This is a genomic window from Streptoverticillium reticulum (assembly GCF_047456005.1).
GTDB lineage: Bacteria > Actinomycetota > Actinomycetes > Streptomycetales > Streptomycetaceae > Streptomyces > Streptomyces reticulum.
In genome coordinates this window covers 168,918-195,911 of sequence record NZ_CP179755.1, presented here as the reverse complement: position 1 = coordinate 195,911, position 26,994 = coordinate 168,918, and the positions used below count along the sequence as shown (strand labels likewise).

The window sequence follows — 26,994 nt, the reverse complement described above, 5'->3', positions numbered from 1 at the left end:
ATGATCACCGTTCGCGATGTCGAGCTGCGCGCGGGTGCGCGCCTGCTGCTGTCCGGCCTCTCCTTCACCGTCTCTCCCGGCGACCGCATCGGCCTGGTCGGCCGCAACGGGGCCGGAAAGACCACCCTCATGACGGCCCTCGCGGGCCGCTCGCAGCCCGCCGCCGGGACCGTCACGCACACCGGCCCCGTCGGCCTCCTGGCCCAGGACTCCCGCGCCGCCGACCCGGCCGTGACCGTCACCGACCGGATCCTGTCCGCCCGCGGCCTGGACCGGGCCCTGCACCGGCTGCGAACCGCCGAGGCCGCCATGGCCGAGGCCACCGGACCCGCCGCCCTGGAGCGGGCGATGAACGCCTACGCCCGCGCCGAGGCCGCCTTCCAGGCCGGCGGCGGATACGCCGCCGAGGCCGAGGCCGCCCGGGTCGCGGCCGGGCTCGGCCTGCCCGACCGCGTGCTGACCGAGCCCGTCGGGGCCCTGTCCGGCGGTCAGCGCCGCCGCGTCGAGCTCGCGCGCATCCTGTTCGCCGGACACGACGGCACCCTGCTGCTCGACGAGCCCACCAACCACCTGGACGCCGACTCCGTCGCCTGGCTGCGCACCTTCCTGCAGGGTCACCAGGGCGGCCTCGTCGTCATCAGCCACGACACCGGCCTCCTCGCGGACGTGGTCAACCGGGTCTTCCACCTCGACGCCACCCGCGCGACGATCGACGTCCACAACACCGGCTGGCACACCTACCTCGTCCAGCGCGAGGCCGACGAGCGGCGCCGCGCCCGGGAGCGGGCCGGGGCCGAGCGCAAGGCCGCCTCCCTGCACGCGCAGGCGGACAAGATGAAGGCCCGCTCGTCCACCGCCGTCATGGCCAGGAGCATGGCGCGCCGCGCCGACCGCATGCTCGCCGGCCTCGAACCGGCCCGGCGCACCGAGAAGGTCGCCAGGATCCGCCTGCCGGAACCGGCGCCCTGCGGCCGCATGCCGCTCGGTGCGGTCAGCCTCGCCAAGTCCTACGGTGGCCGCCAGGTCCTGAAGGGAGTCGACCTCGCCGTGGACCGGGGCAGCCGTCTGGTGATCCTCGGCCTCAACGGCGCGGGAAAGACCACCCTGTTGCGCCTCCTGGCCGGCCAGGAGACCCCCGACAGCGGCCGGGTGGTGCACGGACACGGGCTGCGCCTGGGCTACTTCGCCCAGGAACACGACACCCTCCACACCGCGCGGACCGTGCGGGAGAACCTCGCCGACGCCGCGCCGCACCTCACCGACGGCGAAGTGCGGCGCGTGCTGGGCTCGTTCCTCTTCGCCGGGGACGACGCCGACAAACCCGCCGGCGTCCTGTCCGGTGGGGAGAAGACCCGCCTCGCCCTCGCCGCCCTCGTCCACTCCGGCGCGAACGTCCTGCTGCTGGACGAGCCCACCAACAACCTCGACCCCGCCTCCCGCGGCGAAGTCCTCGCCGCCGTCGGCTCCTACCCCGGTGCGATCGTGATGGTCACCCATGACGAAGGGGCCATCGACGCCCTGCGCCCCGACCGCGTCCTGCTCCTGCCGGACGCGGACGAGGACCTGTGGAGCGAGGACTACCGGGACCTGGTCTCCCTCGCCTGACCGTCCGGCAGGTCCCGGACGAACCCGGCGATCAGCGCCGCGACCGTGTCCGGGGCCTCCAGGACCATGGGGTGGCCCGCGTCGATCCGGCCGACGGTGACCGTCGCCCGGTTGCGCGAGAGCCCGGCCAGTTCCGCCGCGAGCCCGCGGGCGAACCGGGCGGAGAGGTCGTCGAACCATGCCATCGACGGCCTCGGCGGTTCCGGCCGCCCCGCCTGCACCAGCAGCAGCGGGCACGTCACTCCGTCCAGCCAGGCGGTGACACCGAGCGCGCCGAGCCTGCCGAGCTCGCCGTACATCTCCAGCGCCGCCGCCCGCTCCGGCAGCGTCTGCCACCCGCCGTCGGGCAGTGGACGCACGGCCGCGCGGGCCGCCGCCTCGGCACGGTCGGACGGGATCCCGTACCGCGCGGCGTGAGCGACCTGCGCCTCGATGTACCCAGGAGGTGCGACGGCCCCGGCCGACGAACGGAGCAGTTCCAACACCCGCTCGGCACCGGGGTATTCGCCGGGCCGCCCGTACCAGAAGCCGTCCAGATCCACGGCGGCACGGACACGGCCCTCGAACGCCCGCGCGTACTCGACCGCGACCAGCCCGCCGAGGGAGTGCCCCACCACCACGGCCTCCGGCACGTCGTGCGCGTCCAGTGCATCCGCGATGTGCCGTACCACGGCGGGAATCGCCCAGGGGGAAACACCGGGGGAGCGGCCGTGCCCGGGGAGGTCGACGGCGAGGACGCGGTGCCCGGCGGTGAGCACGGCGGCCGAGGCGTCCCAGTCGGCGTGCGACCGCCCTGCACCGTGCAGCAGCACGAGCGGCGTGCCGTCGCCCCCGTGGTCACGAACGTGCAGCAGCGTCATGATCCCCACGGTAGAGGGAACACGCAGCCCTCAGAAGACCGATTCAGGTGAATCGGCTTCCCAGGAGGCGCAGCGGGTTGCGGCGCGTCATCAGGTCGACGAGGTCGTCGCCCACGCCCGCGGCCCGGACCCGCGGCAGGAAGCTGCGGAACACGTGCCCGTAGCCCTGGCCTCCTTGGCAGGTCAGGTACGTGTGGCGCGAGATGTCGCAGGAGAGCAGGACCCGGTCGGCATGCCCCGCGTCGACCAGCGCGAGCAGGAGCCGCAGCCGGGTCGCATCGTCCTGGTAGGCCGTCTTGCCGACGGTGTCGAAGGCGACGTACGCGCCCTCGGCGGCGAGCCGGCGGTGCACGGCGGGGGCGTCGAGCAGGTCCTGGTGCCCGATGGCGATGCGGTGGGGGGCCAGGCCCTGGGCGGTCAGCAGGGCGAGTTGGGCGGGGCCGCCGCGGCCGAGGCAGGTGTGCGTGGCCACGGAGAGTCCGGTGCGGGCGGCGACACGGGCTGCGGCGGTGAGCGTCCGGCGTTCCGGTGCGCTGGGACGCTCGCCGTGGCTGCCGACTTCGCCGATGAGGCCGGGCCGGATCCGGGCCGGCCCGATGCCGTCCTCCACGTCCCGGGTCAGCGTCTCGACGAGCCGGCCGACATCGGCCCGGCGCACGTCGGGAGGATGGAACGGCTCGTAGTACCAGCCGGTGGCCGCCACCACCGCCACGCCCGAGGTGGCGGAGACACGGGCGAGAGCGGCCACGTCCCGCCCCATGCCCCGGCACGTCTGCTCGACGACCAGGGAAAGGCCGAACTGCCCGTGCAGGTCGGCGAGTTCGGCCGCGATCGCGGCTTCGTGCCGCCCGTCGAGGAGGGCGGCAGGACGGCCGGGGCGGCGCAGGTCGAGGGCCAGGTGCTCGTGGGCGAGGACCGGACCCCGGACGGCGGACGTGGGCAGCGGGCCGGAGACGGTCCGGATCGTCCCCGCAGGACGGCACGTCACCGGGCGGCCGGGGTGAACAGGTGCAGCCAGTACAGGACGTTGAGGAGGATTCCCCCGGCGATCACCGCGGCCGGGGCCGCGGCCATCCGGGTCACCGGCCGGCCCGTCACTTCGTTGAACAGATACAGCCCGCCGACGACCAGGATCCCCGGCCCGCCGCCCATCGCGTTCGCCGCCGCGAGGGAGCCGAAGAGAATGGCCAGTTGGAGGCTCTGCGTGATCGCGTTGCGCAGATGCCCGGAGGCGTCACGGACCGAGGGCAGCCCGCCGAGGGCCCGGCCCGCCCAGGACAGGAGCATCACTTCGACGCCGAAGACCAGGGCGCCCGCCGCCAGAGCGAGCCACGGGCTCGGCAGCAGATAGCCGACCGGGTAGACGAGGGTGAAGCCCGCGATGCCGTACGCGCCCGATGCCAGCGCGGTCGTCGCGATCAACGGGATGAAGCCGAAGGCACGGTAGAAGTCGACCTGGGCCGCGCCGCCGTAGTCGCCTTTCGCGATCAGGAAGCCGGAGGCCTCGCCACCGCCGAGGACGTGTTCCTGGCACAGCAGGCACACGCCCGCGCCGAGCAGCATGAGCAGCGGCAGATGCGAGCGCAGCCGGACGGCACCGGCCCGGAACAGACCGGCCATCGGGTCCTCCTCCGGGTCCTCCTCCGGGTCCTCCTCCGGGTCCTCTTCCGGGCCCGTCGGCCGCCCCCAATCCCTGTGCAGGGCAAGGCCGACGAGGATGAGCACGCCGGCGGCCATCGCGATCGACCCCGGAAAGACCTTCGGCCACAGCTTCAAGGACAGGACCACCAGCGCCAGTTCCAGCACGCCGCACAGACCGCCCCTCAGTCGGCCGAACTGCTGCGTGACGGCAAGCACCGGGAACAGCGTGAACAGATAGAGAATCGGCGTCGCCATCTGCTGCATGGCCGTGACGAAGTCCACCGGCAGCTCGTGCACCCAGGAGTTCGCGCCCCCGACACCGAACACCACGACCGCTCCCCAGGCCCCACCGAGCACGGCGGCGAGCCACCGCTTCGGGGACACCAGGCCGAGAACGTCGGTCGGCAGGAACACCAGCCACGGGTTGAGCACGCCCGTGGACAGTGCCAACGGCGCACCCAGACCGAAGACGAAACCGGCCGACAGGCCGAACGACACCGCGGCGGTGGCACGTCGCGTCGACCGCCCCTGGACGAAGTCGAGCAGGAACGGCCGTACACCGTCGTGGAACACGGCCGCTGCACGCTGCGCGACCCAGGACGTCAGCGCACACAGCACGATCACCGTCAGTCTCTGTGCGGGGTGAGACTCAGGTGGCCACTGGCGACGGTGGCCGCAGCGATGCCGTCCGGTTGCACCCCGACTCCTCCCGGTGCGCGGGTCCTGAGGAAGCCAGGTCATGATGCACGGGCGGCGCCCGACGCACCAGGGGGACTGCAACTGCCGCTACGTCACGCGCAAACCGGGCGTCCCGTGCGCATCCGCGACGGCGCGGACGATGACCGGAGCCACGGCGTCGATGCGGTCGACGGCGAAGCCGAAGACCCTGACGCCTGCAGCGAGCAATGCCGCGACCTGGTCGTCCCGCGGAACGGCACGGCCGAAGGTGTGGCAGGCGCCGCTGCCCAGCACCCCCACCAGCACCCCCAGCGAGGCTCCGGCCCCGGTGTGGCAGGTGCCGAGGTAGTAGTCGGCCCGCCCGGAGCGGAGTTCCGAGGCCGCGTCCATGTCGCTGGACTCGGCGACGTCGATGCCGTCCGGAGCGAGCTGCTGCACGAGGTGCGCGACGTCGGTCCTGCCGAGGCCGCCGGTGAGGATCCTCGTCATGGGCTGTCGCCGCCTTCCGTCGACATTGATATCTCGATATCGCCGTCACCGTCGTAGGAGTGCTGTGCGAGGGAGTGTTGTGCGAGCACGGCCAGATGCAGCCCGAGAAAGCCGATCTCCGGTTCGGGCAGCGCCATCCCCAGCTCCGTACGTGCCCGGGCCGCCACGGCCCGGGCACCGGCGACGGCCTCGGGGTGGGCCCTCAGCTCGGCTGTCACCTGCGCGTCCACCTGCGTGTCCGGCACAGACTGCCCGGCCGGCTGCCCGCCGGCCAGGCGGGTCAGCGCCATCATCAGATGGCTCGTCAGCATCCCCGCCGTGTCCTCCGTGACGCACCGCCCCGCGGCCGCCAGCGCGTGAAGTTCGTTCACGACGAACTCCACGACGGCGAGCGGGACATGACCGCCCTCACGGAACATGCGGACCCGCTGTGCAAGCCGCTCGTCCATGCATCGGCCTCCGGTCATCCCGTGATGGCCCCGACGAGCGCGGGGTTGGGGGTGAGGATGCGCCCGAGGACCTCCTCGACCTCGGCGCGCGTGGGGAGCCGGGTGCCGGCCAGCCCGCGCAGGGTGAGGCCGTTCACGGCGGCCGTGGCGGCGTGCGCGGTGACGGGGTCGACGTAGGCGAGCAGGAGGTTGGTCATGGTCTCGGTGTACCGGTCGGCGATGGGCCGCAGGGCGGGGCGGCGCAGGGCGGCCAGGTAGAGCTCGAACTGGACGACCTGCTGGTCGCGTTGGGAGCCGAAGCAGCCCATGAGGGCGTCGGTGAGCAGGACGGTCAGCTGGGTGGCGGTCAGATGGGGGCGCTGGGCGGTCCACTCCTCGAGAGCGGCGGCGTAGCGGTCGTACGCGCGTTGCAGCGCGGCCTGGATGAGGTCGTCCTTGGTGGCGAAGTGATACGTGGTCGCCCCGAGCGGGACGTCGGCCACCTCGGCCACCGCGCGGTGGGTCAGGCCTTCGATGCCGCGGGCGGCGATGACCCGCTCCGTGGCCGCGGCGATCTCCTCGATCCGCCGGGCGGGGTCGCGGCGGCGCCGGGCGGGCTGGTCGGCGGCCATGCTGGGAGCTCCTGTGGTCCGGGGAAGCGGGGCTGTACGCCCGTACCGTACCCGGGATTCCGGTCCGGACGGCCGCGGCGGAAACGGGCGGCCGTCGCCGTGGTGTACAGATACGGCCCCCGCGGCCATGATGTTCACCCGAGCAGGGGGCTCCGGTGAGGAGGCGGTCTTGTCATTGACGGTGTTCCCGTCGATCCACATCGACCGGGGGAAGGTCGTCCACCTGGTCGAGGACCAGGTGGTGCCGGAGACCGGGGAGACGGACCCGCTCGCCGTGGCCCTGAAGTTCCAGGCCCAGGGCGCGTCCTGGGTCCACCTCGTCGCCGTGTCGGAACGGCTCCACGACACGGACCTCGCCACGGTCGTACGCATCGTCGGCAGCCTCCGCATCGGCGTCCAGGCGCTGTTCTGCTCCGTGACCGACGACGACACCCTGCGCCGTGCACTGCGCACCGGCTGCGCGCGGCTGAACCTGGGCAGCGCGGCCCTGTCCGACCCGGACTGGTGCGCCAGGGTGGTCGCCGAGCACGGCGACCGCCTCGGGGTCAGCGCCCTGGTCCGTACGACGCCGCAGGGCCCCGCGTCGCCGCCGACGGAGGAGCCGGCGACGTCGGCGACCTGTGGCCGATCCTCGACCGGCTGGCCGGCGCGGGCTGTGCGCGGTGCCTGGTCACGGACATCGGCAGGGAAGGCATGTTGACAGGCCCCAACCTCTCCCTGTTCCGGGACGTCTGCGCCCGTACGGCCATGCCGGTCCTCGCCGCCGGCGGCATCCGCGGGCTCGACGACCTGCGGGCCGTCGCCGCACTCGGACCGCGGGGGGTGACGGGCGCGGTCGTCGGCCGCGCCCTGTACACCGGCGCGCTGTCCCTCTCCGAGGCCCTCGCTCTCTGAGGTCCGGGGCCCGGGGTCCGCGATCGGCCGGGTCAGTTCCAGGGGTTGGCGCGCTGGTCGTCGATGGCGGTCCACATGCGGGTGCCGGCCGGCAGTGTGCCGTACGCCCAGAACGTCCAGCCGCCGGTTGCGGCGAGGTCCGGGCCGTAGTGGCCGTCGTGGAACTCGGCCATCCGCCATCCGGCGCCGAACTCGGCCTGGCAGACGGTGTCCGCGGCGTTCCGGCTGTTGAGGCGCGAGCCGCGCACGGGTCTGCTGGCGGCCACCGTCCCCTGCGCCCAGCCCGCGTAGAAGCCGGGGGTGATCCCGTCGGGCACGGGGCTGCCGTCGGCCTTCAGGCAGAGGACGGGCAGCACGGCGCTCGCCGGGGTGTCGCCCTGGTAGGGGTTGCTCGGGCTGCCGCCGGGACCGCCGACCTGCACGGTGCCGTCGGGCCCGTCGGCCAGCCTGGCCCAGGTCAGCCCTGGGTGCGTGGCGGGAGGCGCGGCGTGTGCAGAGGCGGACAGGAGGGTGGTCGCGGCGAGGGCGGCCGCACCGGCCAGGGAAGCCAGGGTCGCAGGGCGCATGACGGATCCTCACGGGTCGATGAGCGGATGTCCGGCGCTGTTCTCAGGGGTCGGGGCGAGCATTGTGTACGCCCTTCACGTCTCCTTCACAGTCGGGAACCGGACATCCGCCGCACGGCGAGCGCGGTGTACCGGCTGCGGCCCCGTGAGGGGCGCGGGGAACTGCGCGACCAGCCACGACGGCCCGCAGCGTACGACTGCCGCAATGCGGCATGGCCCGTGACACACTTCCTGTCCGCTTCCCGCCGCCGTTGGCCGCATGCGGTGTGCCGGGCGTAGACAGGTCCTGCGCGAAGAAGTCGGCGAGGAGAGGGAGACCGGAAGTGGCGTCGGACGAGCAGGACCTTGTGGTGGTCACCGGGCAGGGCCGGGTGCGGGGAACGGCGGAAGGCGGGGTGGCGGCGTTCCGGGGCATCCCGTACGCGGCCTCCCCGGTCGGCGCGCTGCGCTTCGCGCCCCCGGCGCGGCACCCGGGCTGGAGCGGCATCCGCGACGCGGCCCACGCCAGGCCGTCGGCACCGCAGGGACCGTCCCGCCTGGAGGCGGTCATGGGACCCCGGGTGCCGGACTGGGACGAGGACGGCTGCCTGACTCTCAACGTCTGGACCCCGGCCGCAGCCCTCGACGGGGGAGCCGGGCTGCCGGTGCTGGTGTGGTTCCACGGCGGCGGCTTCAGCAGCGGATCCGGCGGCTGGGACTGGTACGACGGCGCCCGGCTCGCCGCGCTCGGCCCCGTCGTCGTGGTCACCGCCAACTACCGCCTGGGGCCCCTCGGTTACCTGTATCTGCCCGAGATCGGCGCGGGCAATCTCGGTTCCCAGGACCAGGCCGCGGTGCTCGGCTGGGTCCGGGAGAACATCGCGGGCTTCGGCGGCGACCCCGATACGGTCACGGCCGGCGGCCAGTCCGCCGGTGCCCACGCGGCCTTCTCCCTCGCGATCGCCCCGCGGACCCGCGACCTGGTACAGCGGGTGATCGCGCAGAGCGGCCCGTGGGGCCTCCCGCCGCAGGACCCGGCCGAGGCCGCCGCAACGGCCCGCGACTACCTGCACATTCTGGGCATCACCGGAACGGATCCGGGCCCTGTCCTGCGGGAGCTGCCCGTCGAGCGCCTGCTCGCCGCCCATCGCCGGCTGGCCGCCGAACGGGCGCGCCCCGGCAGCGTCGCCCCCGCGATGTATCCGGTGCTCGGCGGCCCCGGCCACCCCCACCCCTGGCGCCAGGCCGTCGCCGCAGGCGCGCTCGACGACAAGGACCTGCTGCTCGGCACGGTCAGCGACGAGATGACCGCCTTCCACGCGCTCGCCCCCGCCGCACCGGCCGCGCGGCTCGCCGACCGGGCCGGCGACCGCGTCTTCCAGCGCGGCGTCACCGCGATCGCCACCGGCCGCGCCCGCCAGGGCCTTCCGGCCTACGTCTACCGCTTCACCCGGAAGCCGGCCCCGGATCCGCTCGGGCTCGGAGCCACGCACTGCTCCGAACTCCCCTTCCTCCACGGCACGTTCGACGCCTACCCCGACGCGCCGATGCTCGGCGCTGTGAGCTCCGACGACCGCGCCCTGGCCGACGCCTTCGGCGGCGCGCTCGCGGCCTTCACCGCCACCGGCTCGCCCAACGGGCCGGGCCTGGCTCCCTGGCAGCCGTACCGCACGGCGGCGGACGCTCGGGAGTTCGGGGCCGCGCGGCCCTAGCGCGCGCGTGTCCGGCGGATCTGCGCCCCGTAAGGGGCGCGGGGAACTGCGCGACCAGCCCCCACCGGCCCGCAGTCGACGCACCACCGGGGGTCCGGGGCGAAGCCCCGGGAGCTTCGACTGCGGGCGCGTCGTGGCTGGTCGCGCAGTTCCCCGCGCCCCTTACGGGGCGCCCCGTGCGGACGCGTCGTAGCTGGTCGCGCCCACGCGGCGGAGCCGCATATGTCAACAGCCCCGCGCCCTGACGGGGCGCCGGCAACGCCCTACGTGCGGCCCTCGCGCTCCTGGACCACGTCCAGGATCGGCTGCGGCTCCATCCACGGCGCGTGCAGCACCCGGAATCCCGTGGCCTCGTAGGCGATGCAGACCTGTGCGTCGTCGTCGACCACGGCGGTGACGCACCGCTCCTGCGCCAAGGAGCGCAGCAGTTCGGGCTTGACCGTGCGGGCCGGCCTGCGGTCGCCGTCCCGGCGCATCAGGAGCGGGCCCGCGGGCAGGCCCTGCCGGGCGAGCCAGTCCTCCGTGTCACGACGGCAGCTCTCGGGGCGGCCGGTGACGTACGCGAGGTCGCACTGCCGGGCGCAGGCCAGCGCGAGCTCGACCCCCTCGGCCAGCGGCGGATCGGCTGGGGCGGCGGCGAAGAAGGCCTCCCAGTCGCGGGGACGGGCCCGCACCAGGTGCAGGCGGTGCCGGACATCGGCCAGCGTGCCGTCCAGGTCGAACACCGCGACGGCCCGGAGCTGCGGGCCCGCAGCGCCCTCTTCCTCCTCCCCGGCCGGGCGCACCAGGAATCCGCCGTGCCCGTCCAGCCGCACTTCGTGCACCGCGTCGAAGCCGTCCGCCGGCCGCGGCCGGCGCAGCTTCTTGAGGGTGGCGTACACGCCGACTTCGGGCACCTTGGCCGGGCCCTCGCGCACGGCGTTGCGCAGCAGCGAGCCGATCACATCCGGCGGGAACCAGTAGGCGACGACCGGGACACCGTGCGAGCGCGCGGCCGCAATCAGCGGATCCCACTCGGCGGGCGAGGGGTTGGTGTTGTCGACCACCACCGGCACGCCCTGCGCCAACGCCTCCTCGACCAGCCGCATCTGACGGTGCTGCCGGTGCCTGGCCCGGCGGAAGAGGTCCTTGCTGACGAGGGCGTGCGTGCCGGCGAAGGTCCGGCCGTAGAAGGTGGACTTGCCCGAGGCCTGCAGGCCCACCAGCACCACGAGCTCCGTCCGGGGAGCGCCTGCATCGTTCGGCTCGGGCACGGCAGCGGCTCCCTTCGGCGTCGCCGCCCATCGTATGCGGAGAGATCGCGCGGAGAGATCGAGCCACCTCGTCCACCGAATGCACGAGCCGACGATGGCGGAATTCCTCCCTTCATGATCCGCCGCGCTGCTAAGTTCCGTGGCCGTTGCAACTTGTGGGAGGCCTGCGGTCCGTGGGCCCGAATGCGGAACCGGGAGGCCGGAGTGAAGGGCAGCGTCTGGATATCGACCGCCACATGCGCGGCACTGTTCGGGGGCATGGCCCTGGCGGGCCCGGCGCAGGCCGCGTCCGCGGCCCCGGCCCCGGAATGCGCGGTGGCCGACCACGGCGACTGGTCCCTCGGGCCGGACAAGCTGCCGGTCACGGCCCCGGTGGGCCCGCTCGTCACGGACTACGACAAACTCGGGGGAGCCGACAGCGCCAAAGACTTCCTCGACGCATGGAAAAACGACGACTGGGACTGGCGCTATCCCGGCAACGACGGTTTCGCCGGCACCCCGAACCGCGTCACCGTGACCTACGACTCCCATCACGAGGTGTACGTCGACCGTTTCGGCGCGGCCACGGGCACGTTCGTCTCACCGGACGCGAAGTCCGCGCCCGCGTCCTATGCGCAGCGGTCCATACCGCCGTCGAATCTGCACACCTACCGGAACGACGACGGAACGTACGGTGCCACCTGCAACTACCACGTCTACAAGCTGCTCCCGGGTAAATCCTTCACCGGGCTGCAGGGCTCGATCGCCGCGTGGTTCGGGCAGCCCGGCGGCGGGACCCAGATCAAGCTCGACAAGCCGGTCCGTGATCTGATCGCAGCCAAGGTCCTGGCCGAGGCCACCCCTGGCCGCAGGGGCAAGGCGCCCCGGCACGTGGCCCGCCCCGCGCTGCACGCGACCGACCGCTCGACCTTGCGCGCCGAGCTGAGGCGGGCCGGGGTGCCCGACGCGTCCTACCGCATCGACGGAGTCCACGAGCCCCGGCTGCCCGCCACGGAGCACTACGCGCTGCGGCAGACCGCAGGCCGGTGGGTCGTCGCCCTGACGGAGCGCGGCAAGGAGCAGGTCGTCGCGCGCTACGCCGACGAGGCGTCGGCCTGCGCCCGCCTGTACGACGAACTCGCCGGCCACCTCGGCTGACGCGCCCGCGATTGCACCATCATCACCACTCAGCCACTGCCATCAGGAGTCAGGAGTACGGGTGACCCTCGCCAACCACCAGGACAGAAAAGGCCGTTCGCCTGACGGCAGCCGCCGGCGATGGCTGCGTGCGGCGATGGCAGCCGTGATGTGCACCAGTGCCCTGCTGGCCGGCGGGACACCGCAACCGGCCGTGGCCGCGACGGATCCGACCGCGGCCACGGCCGCCCGTCTCGACCGCATCCGTGGCGACGAGAGCGCGCTGCGGGCCTTCCTGCAGGAGATGCCGAAGGGCGCGGACCTGCACAACCACCTCAGCGGCGCCGCGTCCACCGAGCTGCTGATGGGCTTCGCTGCGCACGACGGCCTCTGCATCGAGGAGGGCTCGCTGCGCGCCGTCCGGCCCCCGTGCGCCCCCGGCAGCCGTCCGGCCTCCGACGCCGAGCACGACCAGGAGTTCCGCCGCCGTATCGTCCGGGCCTGGTCCATGCAGGACTTCGTGCCCGGCCGGGAAACCGGCCATGACCACTTCTTCGCCACGTTCGGGAAGTTCGAGGAGGCGACGGCCGGCCACACGGGCCGCATGCTGAGCGAGGTGGCGGACAAGGCCGCCGAGCAGCACCAGTTCTACCTGGAGACCATGGTCTCTCCCGACGAGGACGAACTGGCCGCGCTGGTCCGCACGGCCGGCCCCGACGACTCCCCGGCCCGGCTGCTGAAGACGCTGTCGGCCGGCGACGGCCTGCGCCGGCTGGTGGAGCACACCAGGAAGCAGACGGACCGGGCCATGGCCGACTTCCGGACCGCGTCGCGCTGCAACACCTCCGCACCGCACGCCGGTTGCGCGCTGCCGGTCCGTTTCATCACCCAGGTCGAGCGCTCGGCCCCTCCCGCCCAGGTCTTCGCCGAGCTGCTGCTCGGCTTCGAACTGACCCGGCAGGACGAGCGTTTCGTGTCCGTCAACCTCGTGGCACCCGAGGACGGGACCGTCGCACTGCGGGACTACGACCTGCACATGCGCATGCTGGAATACCTGCACGCGCGGTACCCCGCAACGCACATCACCCTGCACGCCGGTGAACTCGCGCCGGGCCTCGTACGGCCCGAGGACCTGCGCTTCCACATCCGCCAGGCGGTGCTCACCGGCCACGCCGAGCGCATCGGCCACGGCGTCGACGCACGCTGGGAGGACAACCCGGAGGACCTGCAACGGACGCTGGCCGACCGGCATGTGCTGGTGGAGGTGCCGCTGACCAGCAACGACCAGATCCTCGACGTCTCCGGCAGCAGGCACCCCTTCGCCTTCTACCGCGCCCACCACGTGCCCGTCGCCCTCGCCACCGACGACGAGGGCGTCTCGCGCAGCGACATCACCACCGAGTACCAGAGGGCGACGACGACCTACGGCCTGGACTACCGCACCCTCAAGGACCTGGCCCGCACCTCCCTGGAGTACGCATTCCTGCCCGGCCGGAGCCTGTGGACGAGCCGCGACGGCTTCACGCTCGTTCCGGAGTGCGCCGACGACCGCCCGGGGGACCGGCATCCCTCTGCCGAGTGTGCGCGGTTGCTGGCCGCGAGCCCCAAGGCGCAGGTGGAATGGCGGCAGGAGAAGGCCTTCGCGGCCTTCGAGGGCGCCGCCCCGTAAGGGGCGCGGGGCTGTTGACATATGCGGCTCCGCCGCGTGGGCGCGACCGGCCACGACGCGCCCGCAGTCGAGGTTCCCCCAGCTACCGCTGGGAGGTGCCCCCAGGGGCTTCGCCCCGGACCCCAGGGGTAGTGCGTCGGCTGCAGGCCGGTGGGGGCTGGTCGCGCAGTTCCCCGCGCCCCTTACGGGGCGCCGTGGTGCCGTGCGGTCACAGCCGGATCAGTACCAGCCCCATGCTGAACCCGCTGGCCAGACCGATGAGGGCGACCACGTCGCCGGGCATGACACGGTCGGACCGCTGCGCCAGGGCCAGTTGCAGCGGGAGGGACGCGGACGCGGCGTTGCCGTACCGGTCCACCGTGGCCAGGAACCGGCTCTCCGGCAGCCCGAGCAGGGCACAGGCCTCGTGGAACTGCGGCATGGAGATCTGGTGGACGGCGACGAATGCGCTCTCGCGCACCATGACCATCTCCTGCGACGCGTGCGCCAGCACCAACTGCGCCATGCCGCGGCCCGTCTGGGACAACTGGTTCTCGTTGAGCCGCAGACAGTAGTGGTCGTCGTCCAGGGAGCGCGGGTGCATCGAGCCGCCGGACCTCACTGTGCACGCCTCCCAGGCCGAGGAGTCGGCGGCGAACACCGCGTGCAGCACTCCGGGATCGTCCGGACCTGCCGGCCCGGCGGTCAGGAGCAGGGCGGCGCCCGCGTCGGAGACGGTGTAGCCCGGCAGGTGACGCATGAACGTCTCCTGGTCGGGCGCGTGCCAGCGGGTGGTGAGCGTCGTCGTCTCCCCGCAGGCGATCAGCACGGTGCGGTACCGGCCGGTCTCGATGAAGGCTGCGGCCGTCTCCACGGCGTTGAGCACGCTGTTGCAGGCGTTCTTCACGTCGAACACCGGGCAGAAGGCGCCGAGTTTGGCCGCCACGATATGGCCGGTGGCGGGTTCGACGAGGTCCTGTGACGTGGAGGCGAACAACAGCAGATCCACCTCGTCGACGCCCGACCCCGCCGCGTCCAGCGCCTCGACGGCGGCCGCCACCGCGAGGTCGGACGCCTGCACGTCGTCGGATCTGACGTGCACGCCCCGGACGCCGGTGAGGTTCTCCAGGGTGCCGGGCGGCGGGACGAAGGGACTTCCCGCCGCGATCATGCCCGATCGGATCTGTTCCATGGTCCGGTACTGCGGCGGCAGGTGCACGGCGTTCGACAGCAGCCGGGCACGGCAGGGAGGCGGCACCCCATCACCGTACGGCGGCGGCACGGACGGGACTCCCGCCACCGGAACACAATCACCAAGTGTCCATGTTTTCCACATTTTCAGGGGAGATCACCCCACAATCGGCCCGTTCCGTCCACGCTGACCGGCCCCGCACCGGGGTAGAGATGACAACCTGCGCCAGGACAGGCCGCGTTGGGGAACCGGACGGGGGCCGACGATGGAGTGCAACGACCGCGCGGTGGCCGTCGTCGGCGTCGGCTGCCGGCTTCCCGGCGGGATCTCGGACCTGCACGCTCTGTGGGAAGCCCTCTCCGAAGGCCGGGACGCGGTCGGCGAGATCCCGCCGGACCGGTTCGACAAGCACCGCTTCGTCGACCCCGGCGGCCTGCGCGCCTGCCGGAGCTACACGGCGGCCGGGGGCTTCCTCGACGACGTGGCCGGCTTCGACGCCGCCTACTTCGGCATCGCCCCGAAAGAGGCCGAGGCCATGGACCCGCAGCAGCGGCTGGTGCTGGAGACGGCCGCGGAAGCCCTGGACGACGCCGGAATCCCCGCCGAGTCGCTCGCCGGCTCGGACACCTGCGTCTACGTCGGGATCTCCGACCCCTTCTACGGAACGGTCCAGGGGACCATCGAGCAGTACGCCAACCCCTACACGATGAGCGGGTCCACGCTGTCCATCGCCGCGAACCGCGTGTCGTACTGCTTCGACCTGCACGGCCCGAGCATGGCCGTCGACACCGCCTGCTCCTCCGCCCTGGTGGCCCTCGACCGCGCCTGCCGCACCCTGCTGGACGGCACCAGCCGCACCGCCCTCGCCGGCGGCATCAACGTGCTGGGACACCCGTACGCCTTCACCGGCTTCTCGCACGCGGGCATGCTCTCGCCGAGCGGCCGCTGTGCGGCCTTCTCCGCCGAGGCCGACGGGTTCGTGCGCGCCGAGGGCGGGGGAGTGCTCGTCCTCAAACGGCTCGCCGACGCCCTGGCCGACGGCGACCGCATCCACGCGGTCATCGCCGGCACCGGCACCAACTGCGACGGCCGCACCCGCGGCATGGCCCTGCCGAACACCCGGCTCCAGGAAGCACTCCTGCGCATCGTGTACGAGCGGGCCGGCGTGGACCCGGACGAGCTGGTGTACTTCGAGGCCCACGGCACCGGAACCCCCGCCGGGGACCCGGCCGAGGCCCAGGCCGTCGGACGGGCCCTCGGACAGCGCCGCACCGTGGGCCCCCTGCCGATCGGCTCCGTCAAGTCCAACCTGGGCCACCTTGAACCGGCCTCCGCGATACCGAGCCTGCTCAAGGCCATGCTCGTCCTCCGGCACGGCGTCGCCCCCACCACCCTGCACGCCCACAACCTCAACCCCGACATCGACTTCACTGCCCTCGGCCTCGCACCCACCGTCGAACCCGTCGCGCTCCCGCGCCCGGAGCGGGCTGCCGTCGGCGTCAACTCCTTCGGCTTCGGCGGAGCCAACGCCCACGCCATCCTCACCGCACCACCGGCCCCTGCACCACGGGACGGCGAACCGGCCGGAACGCTTCCCGTGGTGGTCTCCGCCCGTTCGGCCAAGGCCCTGCGCGAACTGGCCGCACGCGTCGCAGCACGCCTGCGGGAGGCGGCACCCGAGGACTTCTACGACCTCGCCCACACCACCACCCTGCGCCGCAGCGCCCACCCGCACCGCGCCGCCGTCCTGGCCGACAGCCCCCAGGAGGCCGCCGACCGGCTCGACCGGCTCTTCGCGGGCACACCCGCCCACGGAGCCAGGGCCCGCAAGGCCCGACGGGACACGGTGGCCTACGTCTTCTCCGGCAACGCCTCCCAATGGCCCGGCATGGCCGCCGACCTCCTGGCCCGCGACCCGGTCTTCCGCACGGCCGTCGAACAGGCCGATGCCGCGCTCATCCCGCACCTCGGCTGGTCGGTGACGAAGCAGCTGGCCGAGCCGGAAGCAGCCCGCTGGCAGCGCACCGAAATCGCCCAACCCGCCCTGTTCGCCGTGCAGGTGGGTCTGGCGGCCGTGCTGGCGTCCCACGGACTGCGCCCGGCGGCCGTCGCCGGGCACAGCGTCGGCGAGGTGGCCGCCGCCCACGCCGCCGGGGCCCTCACCCTGCAGCAGGCCGCCCGCGTGATCGCCGAACGCAGCCGCACCCAGGGCGCCACCGCGGGCACCGGACGGATGGCCGCCGTCGGCCTGTCCGAGCACGCGGCACGCGAGGAACTCGTCCCGTACGCGGATGCGCTGGAGATCGCCGGAATCAACAGCGACCGTGCCGTCACCGTCGCCGGTGATCCGGAAGCCCTGGCCGCCCTCGGCGCGGAACTGACGGCCCGGGAGGTGTTCTTCCGCGAACTCGACCTCGACTACGCCTTCCACAGCCCCGCCATGGACCCCGTCTCCGGCCCGCTGCGGACCGCACTGGCCGGCCTGGAACCCGCCGCCGCCCGCATCCCCTTCCTCTCCACCGTCACCGGCACGGCCCTGCCCGGCGAGGCCCTGACCGCCGACTACTGGTGGCGCAACGTCCGCGAACCGGTCCGCTTCCACGAAGCCGTCACCCGCATCCTCGACGGCCACGCCGACATCGTCGTCGAGATCGGCCCGCACCCCGTGCTGCGCCCCTATCTGCAGCGCCCCGACGCCACGTACGTCCCCACCCTGCACCGCGACGGCGACGGTCCCCGCCAGACCGCCGCCGCCGTCGCGGCCCTGCTCGCCGCGGGCGCGGCCACCGACCGGCAGACGCACTTCCCGCGCCCGGGCCGGGTGACCGATCTCCCCGCCTACCCCTGGCAGCGCGAACGCCACTGGCTCGGCACCCCCCAGGACCTGGTCCTGCGCACCAGCGGCACCGGGCTGCTCGACCACCCCCTGCTCGGCGAGCGCCTCCCGGCACCGCACCCGTCGTGGGAGGGCGCCATCGAGCCCCAACTGGTGCCCTGGATGGGCGACCACAGGATCGCCGGATCCGTGCTCATGCCGGCTGCCGCGTACGTCGAGATGGCGCTGTCGGCCGGCCGGCGGGCGCTGGACCGGCCCGTGGAGGTGCGGCACCTGGGCATCGCCAACCCGCTCCCCATCGCCTGGCCCGACCCCGGCACCGCCCGGCTGCAGACCGCCGTCACCCCGGAGGACGGTGCGCTGACCATCAGCACCAGCGAGGGCCGCGGCACCGCCTGCCACCCCGTCGTCCGCGCCCAGGTCCGTACCCTGCTCGGCACCGCCCCCGCCCCCATCGACCCCGAAGCGATCCGCGCGCGGTGCCCCCGCACCGTCGGCGGCCCGGACTTCTACGCGACCTGCCACAGCGTCGGCCTCAACGTCGGCCCCGCCTTCCAGCTGCTCCACGAACTACGGGTCGGCGACACCGAATTGCTGGCCGACTACCGCAACGAGCACCCGGCCGAGGCCTACACCGTCCACCCGGTCCTGCTCGACGGCCCCTTCCAGGCCACCGTCGCGCTCGTCGAACAGCACATGCGGGCCGGCCGCGCCTACCTGCCCTCGACCTTCGACTCGGTGAAGGTGTGGCGCACACCCTCCCCGCACGGCGTCGTCCACCTGCACCGACGCAGCCACACCGAGACCGAGTTCTGCTGGGACGTCACCTACGCCGACGCCGACGGCACCGTCACCGCGGAGATCGCGGGGTTCCGCACCCGGCGCGCGTACAACACCGACCGGACCCCGCTGACCGTCCAGCACACCGTCCTGCGCGCCGCGCCGCACCCCGCGCTCCCGGCCGCCCCCTCCCCGCTGCCCCTGCCGGCGGACCTGGCGAACGCCGTCCACGACCGGATCGGCCGGCTGCACGACGCCCTGCAGGAGACCGGCCACGACCGCTTCCGGGCCGCCGTCGACGAAACCGCAGCCCACTGCTGGGCCGCGGCCCTGGCCGGACTGCTCGACGACGCCTCCGCCACGTTCGCCCTCCCCGACCTCCGCCACGGCGGGCTGCAGCCGCGCCACCGGCGACTCGTGCGGCTGATGCTCCCGCTCCTCGCCCGGTACGGACTGGCCCGGCCCGCCGACGGCGACCGCTGGCAGCCGACGGGCGCCGCACCCCGCCCCGAACACTTCCTCAAGGCCCTGATCGAGGACCACCCGGCCTTCGTCGCCGAGACCCTCCACCTCAACGCACACCTGCGACACCTGCCCGCCGTGCTCCGCGACGCCCCGGGCGCACAGGAACTCCTGGAGACCGGTGCCACGGCCTACGAGCACATGCACGCCGCCGCGCCCGCCCACCGCTTCACCCACCGCGTCGCCCAGGCCCTGCTCGGCGAGATCGTCCGCCACTGGCCCGACGACCGCCCCCTGCGCGTCCTGGAACTCGGCGCCGCACCCCACGCCCTCACCGAGGCCCTGCTGCCCCTGCTGCCGGCAGACCGCACCCGCTACACCTGCACCGACCGGTCCGAGGCCGCCCTCACCGCCGCCGGACACCGCTTCGCCGCCCACGACTTCGTCGACCACCGCACCCTCGACCCGGACGCCGACCCCACGGCCCAGGGCTTCTGCGACGGCGGATTCGACCTGGTCGTCGCCGACGACGTCCTGCACACCGCCACCGACCTGGCCGAGACGCTCGGCCGCGTGCGCACCCTGCTCGCCCCCGGCGGCCACCTGCTCGCCGTCGAGTCGCACGACGCGCAGCACCAGGCCCTCCTCCTCGGCGGCACCGAGGACTTCTGGCAGCGCCACGACCGCACCCTGCGCCCCGACACCGTGCTGCTGCCCCGGGACCGGTGGGTGCCGCTCCTGGAACAGTGCGGCTTCACCGGCACCGTACAGGTGGGCACCGACGACCGCTCCGTCCTCCTGGCCGCCGCCGACCGCCTCCCCGCCGCCGAACCCGACCCGCCCGCGCCGGAGCCGGGCACCGCCTGGACCGTCGCCATGGAGACGGCCGACGAGACACCGACCGCGCAGGAACTCGCCGGACTCCTGGGCGCCGCACACCTCATCACCGCCCCCGACGACACCTCCGCCTGGGCCACCGCCCTGCCCGCCGAACCCGGCGGCGTCGCCCTCCTGTTGAGCGCGCCTGCCGACGGTCCCGGAGACGCCGTCTCCCGGACGGCGCACCGCGCAGCCCTCCTGCGGGCCCTGGCCGCCGCCTGCGCCGAACGCACGGAGGCAACCCGCCCGCAGGTGTGGCTGGTCACCCGGCCCACCGGACTGTTCCCCGCCCCCGAACGCCCTGCCCACCCCCTCGACGCGGCCGCCTGGGGAACGGCCCGCACCCTGGCCAACGAACAGCCCGACCTGCACCTGCGCCGGATCTCCCTGGACCGCGGCGACGACCCGGCCGCCGATGCCCGCCGCCTGGCCCGCGAACTGCTCGCGCCCACCGACGAGGACGAGATCGTCCTCACCCGCGGCGGCCGGTTCGTCCCCCGCGAGACCCAGCGCCCGGCCGACCAGCCCGACCCCCTGCCCGCGAGCACACCCTTCGCCCTGGAGGTACGGGACCCGGGCTTCTCCCGGCGGCTGGTGTGGCGGCAGACGGAACCGCTCCGGCCGGGGCCCGGCGAGATCGTGGTGGAGGTGAAGGCCGTCGCGCTCAACTACCGCGACCCCATGCGCGCCAACGGACTGCTGCCTCCCGAGGCCGTCGAGGGCACGCCGCTCAGCCGCGGGCTGGGCACCGACGGAGCGGGCGTCGTCAGCGCCGTCGGCCCCGGGGTCACCGCGTACGCGGTCGGCGACAGGGTCAGCGGACTGATGGCCGCGGCCCTGGCCTCCCACTCCCTCACGCAGGCCGCCACCGTCGGCCCCGTCCCCGACGGCATGAGCTTCGCCGAGGCGGCCACCTTCCCGGTTGCCTTCCTCACCGTCCACCGCACCCTCGTCGACGAGGCCAGGCCACTCCCCGGCGAGACACTGCTGGTGCACGGCGGAGCCGGGGCCGTCGGTCTGGCCGCCCTCCAGTGCGCCCGCCACCTGGGCCTCCGCGTGATCGCCACGGCAGGCACCGAGACCAAGCGCGACCTGCTGCGCACCCTCGGCGCCCCGCACGTCCTGGACTCCCGCAGCCTGGACTTCGCCCCGCGCGTGCGCGAACTCACCGACGGCAAGGGCGTCGACATCGTCGTCAACTCCCTCAGCGGCGAGGCCATCGCGCAGAGCCTCGACCTGCTGCGCCCCAACGGCCGCTTCATCGAACTCGGCAAGCGCGACATCTTCCTCAACAACCCGCTCCTGCTACGGCCCTTCCACCGCAGCCTCACTTTCATCGGCTTCAACCTCGACAGCATCGTCTTCGACCCCGTACGCGGCCCCCGCCTGGTGGCCGACACCGCGCTGCGGGCAGCCGACGGCCGGTACCGCCCCCTCCCGCACACCGTCCACCCCGCGGCCCGCGTCGACGAGGCCTTCCGGCTGCTCCAGCACTCCCGCCACGTCGGCAAGGTCGTCGTCGCCCTCGACCCGCTGGACGAACCGGTCCCCGTCGAACCCGCCCTCGCCACCCCCGCGTTGGACCCGGACGGCACCTACCTGATCACCGGCGGACTCGGCGGCTTCGGTGCCGCCACCGCCGAGTGGCTCGCCGACCGCGGCGCCCGCCACCTCGCGCTGGTCGGCCGCCGCGGGGCCGGTGCACCCGAGGCCGCCGCAGTCCTCGAACGCCTCGCCGCGCGAGGGGCGACGGCCACCGCGTACGCCGCCGACGTCACCGACGAGGCGGCCGTGCGCGCGGTGATCGCCGCCGTGGACGCCACCGGCCATCCGCTGCGCGGCGTGGTGCACTGCGCCATGCACCTGGACGACGCCCCGCTGGCCGACCTCACCGACGAGCGCTTCGCCGCCGTGTTCGCCCCCAAGGCCGCCGGGGCGGACGTCCTCGACCGCCTCACCACCGACCGGGAGCTGGACCTCTTCCTGCTGTACTCCTCGGTCACCGCGGCCACCGGCAACCTCGCACAGGCCCCCTACGTCGCCGCCAACGCCTACCTGGAGGCCCTCGCGCGGGCCCGCCGCCGCGCCGGACGCCCCGCCACCGCCCTCGCCTGGGGGCCGGTCGCCGACACCGGATACGTCGCCCGCAGCAACCTGGCGGCCACCATGAGCGGCCTCGGCTTCGAACCCGTCACCTCCACCGAGGCGTTCGGCGCCGCCGACCACCTCCTCGCCGCCGGCACCGACGTCGCCGGCATCGGCCGCTACCGCTGGGGCCGCGCGCGCCGCCTGCTGCCCTCCCTGGCCACGCCCCGCTACGGCGCGCTCGTCCCCGCCGGCGCCGCCGACGCGGACGAGACCCGCGAGGAACTGCTGCGCTCCCTGGCCGCGATGACCACCGAGGACGCGGTCCGCGCCATCACCGAGGCCCTGGCCCGCCACCTCGCCGGAGTCCTGCACATCGACCCGTCGGAGCTGGACCCCGAACGCAACCTGGAGGACTTCGGCGTCGACTCCCTCATGGGCGCCGAGTTCATCCTCCAGGCCCGCGAATACTTCGGCATCCACATCCCGCCCGGCGAACTCATGGGCGGCGGGCGCACCCTGACCCACTTCGCCCGCCTGATCCACGACCGCCTGGGCCTGCACCCCTCACAAGGCGCCCCGCCCCCGGCCCCGTGAGGGTCCGCCGGCCCTCGGAGCGGCCCAACCCGCCAGCCGCGTACGGTCGATCTTCGCCGCGTGCCGGTGGTCCACCGGCAGCGACCGGTGGAACAGGACGGGCGCCGCACCCGTCACCGGCAGCTCCAGCCCGTCCAGCACCTCCCGGATCCCGCGGCGCACCTCCGCGCGGTCCGCGCGCGACGTCCCGCGCTCCGGCTCGACGATCACCACCGGCCGCTGCGCGGCAGCCGGTCCGACGCCCACCAGCGCCGTGCGGCGCACACCCGGCACCGCGTCGAGGGCCGGTTCCACCTGCTCGGTGAACAGCGGGCCTTCCGCCGTGCGCAGCCGGTGCGCCAGACGGCCGTAGAACCAGATGCGGCCCTGCTCGTCCACCCGCCCCACATCGCCCATGCGGTGCACGATCGCGCCGCCCTCCTCGTACAGCTTCGCCGCCAGGGTGGCCGCCGGATCCAGATAGGCGGGGCTGACGTTCGGCCCGGAGACGGCCAGTTCACCCACCGCGCCGCAGGGCACGTACACGCTGCCGTCCGGCTCGGGGTACGGCGCGTCCAGCGGCAGGACGCGGACGGTGACCCCCGCAACGGGACGCCCCAGGCACACCCCCTGCCCCCCGACCGTGGCCGCGCGCAGCGGGAGCAGCTCCCGGTGGTCGATCATGCTGACCGGCAGGGCCTCGGTGGCGCCGTACACACTCAGGACCGTCGCGCCGGCGGGCAGGCACACCCGCAGCCGGTCCAGGACCGCGTACGGCAACGACGCGCCGAATGAAGCGACATGACGCAGCGTCGGCAGGGGAGTGAGTGTACGGATGCAGTAGCGGGCCAGCCGGTCCAGGAGCGCGGGCGAGCCCAAGAGCACACCGGCCTCCGTACTGTTCACGGCATGCGCCAGGTCGCGGGCCCGCAGGTGCGTGGGGCGGGTCAGGTCCACGCGCGGGACCACCGTGGTGGCACCGAACAGCGGCCCGAGCACCGCGGCCGGCACGAACGCGGCCACCACGGTCCGCCCCGCCAGCTCCACGCTCTCCGGCAAAGCTCGGACCTGCGCCTGCAGCGTGCCGTGCCGGTGGACGACGCCCTTGGGCGGCCCCGTCGCGCCGGAGGTGAACACGACCATCGCCGGGGCGTCGTCCGGCGGTTCGGCCAACGTCCGCCACGGAGGAACGGCACGCCGCAGCCGCTGCAGTGTCCGGCCGGGCCACCACCCGGGCCCCGCCACCACGCGGTGGCGCACGGCATCCCCGCCCCAGCCCAGCAGGCGCCCGGCGAGGTGGGCGAGCGGCTCGGCCAGCAGGGCGTCCGGTGCGGCGGCCGCCAGGCACCGCCCGATCACGGGCAGCGGGAGAGAGCCGTCGACGAGGACCGGGACGGCGCCCATGCCGGCCAGGGTCAGCACACAGACCCCCAGCTCCACCGGGTCCCGGGTCAGCACGGCCACGCGGTGACCGGGCCGGATCCCGGCCCGCGCCAGGGCCGCGGCGGTCGCCAGACTCAGCGCGGCCGCCTCGGCGTTGCCGAGCGCCGCGAACCTCCGCCGGCCCTGCGGGTAACGCAGGCACACGCCCTCGGGCGCCTCCTGCAGGGCACCCAGGACGGTACGGGCCAGCGGGGCCACGGCGGACACCTCCGGTGCGGTACGGGCCGGGTTGTCCGGCCCGTACGGCCTTTATCAGCATTGAGGACGACGCTGCCGAAGCGGCATCACCTACATGAGTGATTCGGGCGCGCATCGGCGCAGGGCGATCCCGCTCCGGGCATGAAGTCGACATCAGATCGGTGAAGTTGACACAGTCAGTGACGTTGACGCAGTTCGCCGCACCGCGAAAGGCCGCCCCGTGTGCGCAGCAGCCGACCGCCCCCGCTGGCCCGACTACCCCTTCACCTCACAGTGGTTCGCACACACCGACGGCAGCCGGCAGCACTACGTGGACGAGGGCACCGGCCCACCGGTGCTGATGGTGCACGGCAACCCGTCCTGGAGCTACGCCTGGCGCCACCTGATAACCGGACTGCGCGACGCCTACCGGTGCATCGCCCCGGACCTGCTCGGCATGGGCCTCTCCGAACGCCTCGCCGCACCCCTGCCCGCCCTCCTGGCCGGACACCAGATCGCCGCACTCGACGACCTCGTCCGCCACCTGACCGACGCGCACGGAGCACCACGGCACGGATGGACCGTGGTCGCCCACGACTGGGGCGGACCCGTCGCCCTGACCTGGGCCTGCCTGAACGCCGACAAGGTGGACCGGGTCGTCGCCCTGAACACCGCCGTCTTCCGCTTCCCCGAACACGGCCTGCCCCCCTGGTGGTTCCGCCTGCTGCACCTGCGCGCCGTCAGCACCCCCGCCGCGCACTGGACACCCGGCTGGGCCCACGGAGCCGCCCGGCTCGGCGTGACCACCCCGATGCCCCCGCCGGTCCGCCGCGCCTTCACCGCGCCCTACCGCCCACGGCGCCGCCGCGCCGCCCTGGCCCGCTTCATCCGGGACGTCCCGCTCACCCGCCGCGACCCCGGCTGGGCGCTGCTGGCCGTCGTGGAACGCATGCTGCCCGCCCTGCGCCGCACACCGATGCTCGTCGGCTGGGGCATGCGCGACCCGGTCCTGCGGCCGCCACTGGCCGACGCCTGGCAGCAGCGCTTCCCCCACGCCCGCGTGCTGCGCTACCCCGACGCAGGCCACTACGTCCTGGAGGACGCGCGCGCCGAACTCGTCCCGGCCATCCGGCACTTCCTCGACACCACGGGAGAACAACGGTGAAGATCCTCGTCACCGGCGGCAGCGGCTTTCTCGGCGGCGCCGTGTGCCGGCACCTGGCCGTGGCCGGACACGACGTCAGGTCGCTGCAGCGCCGCTTCTGCGAGCCGCTCGCCGCACTCGGCGTCGACCAGCGCCTCGGCGACATCCGCGACGCCGACGCCGTCCGCCGCGCCACCGCCGGCTGCGACGCGGTCGTCCACACCGCCGCCCGCGTCGGCGCGGCCGCGGACCCCCGGCCCTGCCACGACGTCAACGTCACCGGAACCCGGCACGTCCTGGACGCCTGCCGACGGCACGGCGTCGGCACCCTCGTCCACACCTCCAGCCCCAGCGTCGTCTTCGACAACACCGACATCGACGGCGGCGACGAAACCCTGCCCTACCCGCGCCGCCCCCTCGGCCCCTACCCGGCCACCAAGGCCGCCGCCGAACGCCTCGTCCTGGCCGCCGACGGACCCGGCCTCGCCACCGTCGCCCTGCGCCCCCACTGCATCTGGGGCCCCGGCGACCCGCACTTCGCGCCCCGGCTGCTGCGCGCCGCCCGCCTCGGCGTCTTCCCGCTCGTCGGCGGCGGACACAAACGCATCGACACCGTCCACGTGGACAACGCCGCCCACGCCCACCTCCTGGCCCTCGACCGCGTCCGCCCCGGCACCCCCGCGGCAGGCCGCCCGTACTTCATCACCCAGGGCAGGCCGTGCACCTTCGCCCGCACCCTGACCCTCTTCTTCCGCGCCCTGGGCCGCAACCCGCGCCTGCAGCCCGTGCCCGTCCCGCTCGCCCGCGCGACCGGCGGACTCTGCGAGGACGGCTGGCGACTGCTCCGCCTGCCCGGCAGACCACCGCTGGACCGGTGCCTGGTGGCAGGAGCGGCCTACGCGAACTGGTTCGACATCACCGCCGCCCGCACCCACCTCGGCTACACCCCCCTCGTCAGCACCCCGGAAGGGCTCGAACGCCTGCGGCGGACCCGATGAGCCCCCGGCCGCCCCTCACCGCCGCCCAGGCACGCCGCCTGCCCGACTACCCCTTCCAAGGGCACTGGTTCGGGCACGGCGCCTGGCACCAGCACTACCTGGACGAAGGCCGGGGCACCCCGGTCCTCATGGTGCACGGCAGCCCCACCTGGAGCTACATGTGGCGCCACCTCGTCCTCGGCCTGCGCACCCGCTACCGCTGCATCGCCCCCGACCTCAGGGGCATGGGGCTCTCCGACCGCCCGCGCGACCCGGACGGCGAACTCCTCGCCGACACCCGCGCCCAGGACCTCGGCCGCCTCGTCGACCACCTCACCACCGACCGGGGCGCACCCGCACGGGGCTGGACACTGATCGTGCACGACTGGGGCGGACCGGTCGGCCTGTGGTGGTCCCACCTGCACCCCGGCGTCGTCGACCGCCTCGTCGTCCTCAACACCACCGCCTTCCCCCCGCCCCCGGGATACCGGCTCCCGCGCGCCGTACAGGCCCTGAGACGACCGGCGCTGGGCAGGATCACGCACGCGGCCAACGCTGTGGCCCAGGCCTCGTGCCGGCCGCTGCCGCAGGCCGTCCGCGACGCCTACCTCGCCCCCTACCGGCACCGCCGCGACCGGTCCGCGCCGGTGCGCTTCGCCCGGGACATCCCCCTCAGCCCGGCCGACCCCGGCTGGTCCCGCGCCCGCCGCCTCGGCCAGGCCCTCATCACCTTCACCCAACTGCCCGTCTTCATCGGCTGGGGCATGCGCGACCCCCTCCACGACGACCTCGTCCTCGCGGAATGGACCCGCCGCCTGCCCCGGGCATCGCTCCACCTCTACCCCCGCGCCGGGCACTTCGTCCTGGAGGACACGGCGGGGCAACTCGTCGAGGACATCCGGGACTTCCTCGCCGTGACGGACCGGGGGACGGGCACATGAC

At 74.1% G+C, this 26,994-nt stretch carries 20 protein-coding genes and 1 pseudogene; 10 read left to right on the top strand and 11 right to left on the bottom strand.

The annotated features are described in order from the left end of the window. On the top strand, positions 1-1,605 hold the full coding sequence (locus tag ACMATS_RS00885; protein WP_414166469.1) for an ABC-F family ATP-binding cassette domain-containing protein: 1,605 nt from the start codon (positions 1-3) through the stop codon (positions 1,603-1,605). On the opposite strand, the gene ACMATS_RS00880 is transcribed toward ACMATS_RS00885, so the two are convergent. From ACMATS_RS00880 to ACMATS_RS00855, 6 genes are all read right to left on the bottom strand, one after another. Beyond that, positions 1,578-2,465 (bottom strand): alpha/beta fold hydrolase, encoded by an 888-nt coding sequence (locus ACMATS_RS00880; RefSeq protein WP_414166468.1) that lies wholly within the window; start codon positions 2,463-2,465, stop codon positions 1,578-1,580. The two genes, ACMATS_RS00885 and ACMATS_RS00880, sit on opposite strands and share 28 nt — an antisense overlap. 43 nt (positions 2,466-2,508) lie before the next feature. Further along, positions 2,509-3,453 (bottom strand): phosphotriesterase, encoded by a 945-nt coding sequence (locus ACMATS_RS00875; protein WP_391155010.1) that lies wholly within the window; start codon positions 3,451-3,453, stop codon positions 2,509-2,511. Beyond that, entirely contained in the window at positions 3,450-4,736 is a 1,287-nt protein-coding gene (locus ACMATS_RS00870) for a YhfT family protein (protein WP_414170628.1), read from the bottom strand. Before ACMATS_RS00870 ends, ACMATS_RS00875 begins: the two co-directional genes overlap by 4 nt. A 156-nt stretch (positions 4,737-4,892) precedes the next feature. Further along, the gene (locus tag ACMATS_RS00865; protein WP_390780911.1) at positions 4,893-5,273 is read right to left on the bottom strand and encodes a DUF2620 domain-containing protein; all 381 of its coding nucleotides are present in this window, start codon (positions 5,271-5,273) and stop codon (positions 4,893-4,895) included. After that, positions 5,270-5,722, bottom strand: coding sequence for a transcriptional antiterminator (locus tag ACMATS_RS00860; protein ID WP_414166467.1), 453 nt, complete (start codon positions 5,720-5,722; stop codon positions 5,270-5,272). Before ACMATS_RS00860 ends, ACMATS_RS00865 begins: the two co-directional genes overlap by 4 nt. A 14-nt stretch (positions 5,723-5,736) precedes the next feature. Then, complete coding sequence (locus ACMATS_RS00855) at positions 5,737-6,333, bottom strand: TetR/AcrR family transcriptional regulator (RefSeq protein ID WP_414166466.1); 597 nt, start codon at positions 6,331-6,333, stop codon at positions 5,737-5,739. Positions 6,334-6,502: 169 nt separating this feature from the next. Here ACMATS_RS00855 and ACMATS_RS00850 point away from each other — a divergent pair, with 169 nt between their 5' ends. Both ACMATS_RS00850 and ACMATS_RS00845 read left to right on the top strand, forming a co-directional pair. Then, the gene (locus ACMATS_RS00850; protein WP_414166465.1) at positions 6,503-7,033 is read left to right on the top strand and encodes a HisA/HisF-related TIM barrel protein; all 531 of its coding nucleotides are present in this window, start codon (positions 6,503-6,505) and stop codon (positions 7,031-7,033) included. Continuing rightward, on the top strand, positions 6,952-7,227 hold the full coding sequence (locus tag ACMATS_RS00845; RefSeq protein ID WP_414170627.1) for a HisA/HisF-related TIM barrel protein: 276 nt from the start codon (positions 6,952-6,954) through the stop codon (positions 7,225-7,227). Before ACMATS_RS00850 ends, ACMATS_RS00845 begins: the two co-directional genes overlap by 82 nt. Positions 7,228-7,259: 32 nt before the next feature. Here ACMATS_RS00845 and ACMATS_RS00840 read toward each other — a convergent pair whose 3' ends face one another. Next, the gene (locus ACMATS_RS00840; RefSeq protein WP_390780915.1) at positions 7,260-7,793 is read right to left on the bottom strand and encodes a hypothetical protein; all 534 of its coding nucleotides are present in this window, start codon (positions 7,791-7,793) and stop codon (positions 7,260-7,262) included. 323 nt (positions 7,794-8,116) lie between these two features. Here ACMATS_RS00840 and ACMATS_RS00835 point away from each other — a divergent pair, with 323 nt between their 5' ends. Beyond that, the gene (locus ACMATS_RS00835) at positions 8,117-9,484 is read left to right on the top strand and encodes a carboxylesterase/lipase family protein (RefSeq protein ID WP_414166464.1); all 1,368 of its coding nucleotides are present in this window, start codon (positions 8,117-8,119) and stop codon (positions 9,482-9,484) included. 263 nt (positions 9,485-9,747) lie between these two features. Here ACMATS_RS00835 and ACMATS_RS00830 read toward each other — a convergent pair whose 3' ends face one another. Together ACMATS_RS00830 and ACMATS_RS00825 are read right to left on the bottom strand one after the other, a co-directional pair. Then, entirely contained in the window at positions 9,748-10,209 is a 462-nt protein-coding gene (locus ACMATS_RS00830; protein ID WP_390781003.1) for a hypothetical protein, read from the bottom strand. Positions 10,210-10,362: 153 nt separating this feature from the next. After that, positions 10,363-10,686 (bottom strand): annotated as a pseudogene (locus ACMATS_RS00825) (AAA family ATPase); the annotation flags it as partial. Between the two features lie 255 nt (positions 10,687-10,941). Between ACMATS_RS00825 and ACMATS_RS00820 the strand changes: the two are divergent. Both ACMATS_RS00820 and ACMATS_RS00815 read left to right on the top strand, forming a co-directional pair. After that, positions 10,942-11,874, top strand: a complete 933-nt coding sequence (locus ACMATS_RS00820; RefSeq protein WP_414166463.1) for a TNT domain-containing protein — start codon at positions 10,942-10,944, stop codon at positions 11,872-11,874. 61 nt (positions 11,875-11,935) lie between these two features. Beyond that, the gene (locus ACMATS_RS00815) at positions 11,936-13,522 is read left to right on the top strand and encodes an adenosine deaminase family protein (RefSeq protein ID WP_414166462.1); all 1,587 of its coding nucleotides are present in this window, start codon (positions 11,936-11,938) and stop codon (positions 13,520-13,522) included. A 208-nt stretch (positions 13,523-13,730) separates the two neighbouring features. On the opposite strand, the gene ACMATS_RS00810 is transcribed toward ACMATS_RS00815, so the two are convergent. Further along, positions 13,731-14,759, bottom strand: a complete 1,029-nt coding sequence (locus tag ACMATS_RS00810; protein WP_390780919.1) for a 3-oxoacyl-ACP synthase III family protein — start codon at positions 14,757-14,759, stop codon at positions 13,731-13,733. 199 nt (positions 14,760-14,958) lie between these two features. Here ACMATS_RS00810 and ACMATS_RS00805 point away from each other — a divergent pair, with 199 nt between their 5' ends. After that, positions 14,959-22,332, top strand: coding sequence for an SDR family NAD(P)-dependent oxidoreductase (locus tag ACMATS_RS00805; protein WP_414166461.1), 7,374 nt, complete (start codon positions 14,959-14,961; stop codon positions 22,330-22,332). Here the strand turns inward: ACMATS_RS00805 and ACMATS_RS00800 are convergent. Continuing rightward, positions 22,303-23,961, bottom strand: coding sequence for an AMP-binding protein (locus ACMATS_RS00800; protein WP_414166460.1), 1,659 nt, complete (start codon positions 23,959-23,961; stop codon positions 22,303-22,305). The two genes, ACMATS_RS00805 and ACMATS_RS00800, sit on opposite strands and share 30 nt — an antisense overlap. Before the next feature lie 211 nt (positions 23,962-24,172). Here ACMATS_RS00800 and ACMATS_RS00795 point away from each other — a divergent pair, with 211 nt between their 5' ends. From ACMATS_RS00795 to ACMATS_RS00785, 3 genes are read left to right on the top strand one after another with little or no spacing between them, the layout of a single operon-like run. Beyond that, positions 24,173-25,096, top strand: coding sequence for an alpha/beta fold hydrolase (locus tag ACMATS_RS00795; RefSeq protein WP_391155027.1), 924 nt, complete (start codon positions 24,173-24,175; stop codon positions 25,094-25,096). Continuing rightward, on the top strand, positions 25,093-26,073 hold the full coding sequence (locus tag ACMATS_RS00790; RefSeq protein WP_390780923.1) for an NAD-dependent epimerase/dehydratase family protein: 981 nt from the start codon (positions 25,093-25,095) through the stop codon (positions 26,071-26,073). Before ACMATS_RS00795 ends, ACMATS_RS00790 begins: the two co-directional genes overlap by 4 nt. After that, a complete protein-coding gene (locus ACMATS_RS00785; protein ID WP_414166459.1) occupies positions 26,070-26,993 on the top strand; it encodes an alpha/beta fold hydrolase in 924 nt (307 codons plus the stop codon). The genes ACMATS_RS00790 and ACMATS_RS00785 overlap by 4 nt, the downstream gene beginning before the upstream one ends. Position 26,994 lies beyond the last annotated feature (1 nt).

What these genes read in the sequence shown, in the direction of transcription:
- ACMATS_RS00885 (WP_414166469.1), top strand. Translation starts at nt 1, where the DNA reads ATGATCACCGTTCGCGATGTCGAGCTGCGCGCGGGTGCGCGCCTGCTG.
- ACMATS_RS00880 (WP_414166468.1), bottom strand. Translation starts at nt 2,465, where the DNA reads ATGACGCTGCTGCACGTTCGTGACCACGGGGGCGACGGCACGCCGCTC.
- ACMATS_RS00865 (WP_390780911.1), bottom strand. Translation starts at nt 5,273, where the DNA reads ATGACGAGGATCCTCACCGGCGGCCTCGGCAGGACCGACGTCGCGCAC.
- ACMATS_RS00860 (WP_414166467.1), bottom strand. Translation starts at nt 5,722, where the DNA reads ATGGACGAGCGGCTTGCACAGCGGGTCCGCATGTTCCGTGAGGGCGGT.
- ACMATS_RS00855 (WP_414166466.1), bottom strand. Translation starts at nt 6,333, where the DNA reads ATGGCCGCCGACCAGCCCGCCCGGCGCCGCCGCGACCCCGCCCGGCGG.
- ACMATS_RS00840 (WP_390780915.1), bottom strand. Translation starts at nt 7,793, where the DNA reads ATGCGCCCTGCGACCCTGGCTTCCCTGGCCGGTGCGGCCGCCCTCGCC.
- ACMATS_RS00805 (WP_414166461.1), top strand. Translation starts at nt 14,959, where the DNA reads ATGGAGTGCAACGACCGCGCGGTGGCCGTCGTCGGCGTCGGCTGCCGG.
- ACMATS_RS00785 (WP_414166459.1), top strand. Translation starts at nt 26,070, where the DNA reads ATGAGCCCCCGGCCGCCCCTCACCGCCGCCCAGGCACGCCGCCTGCCC.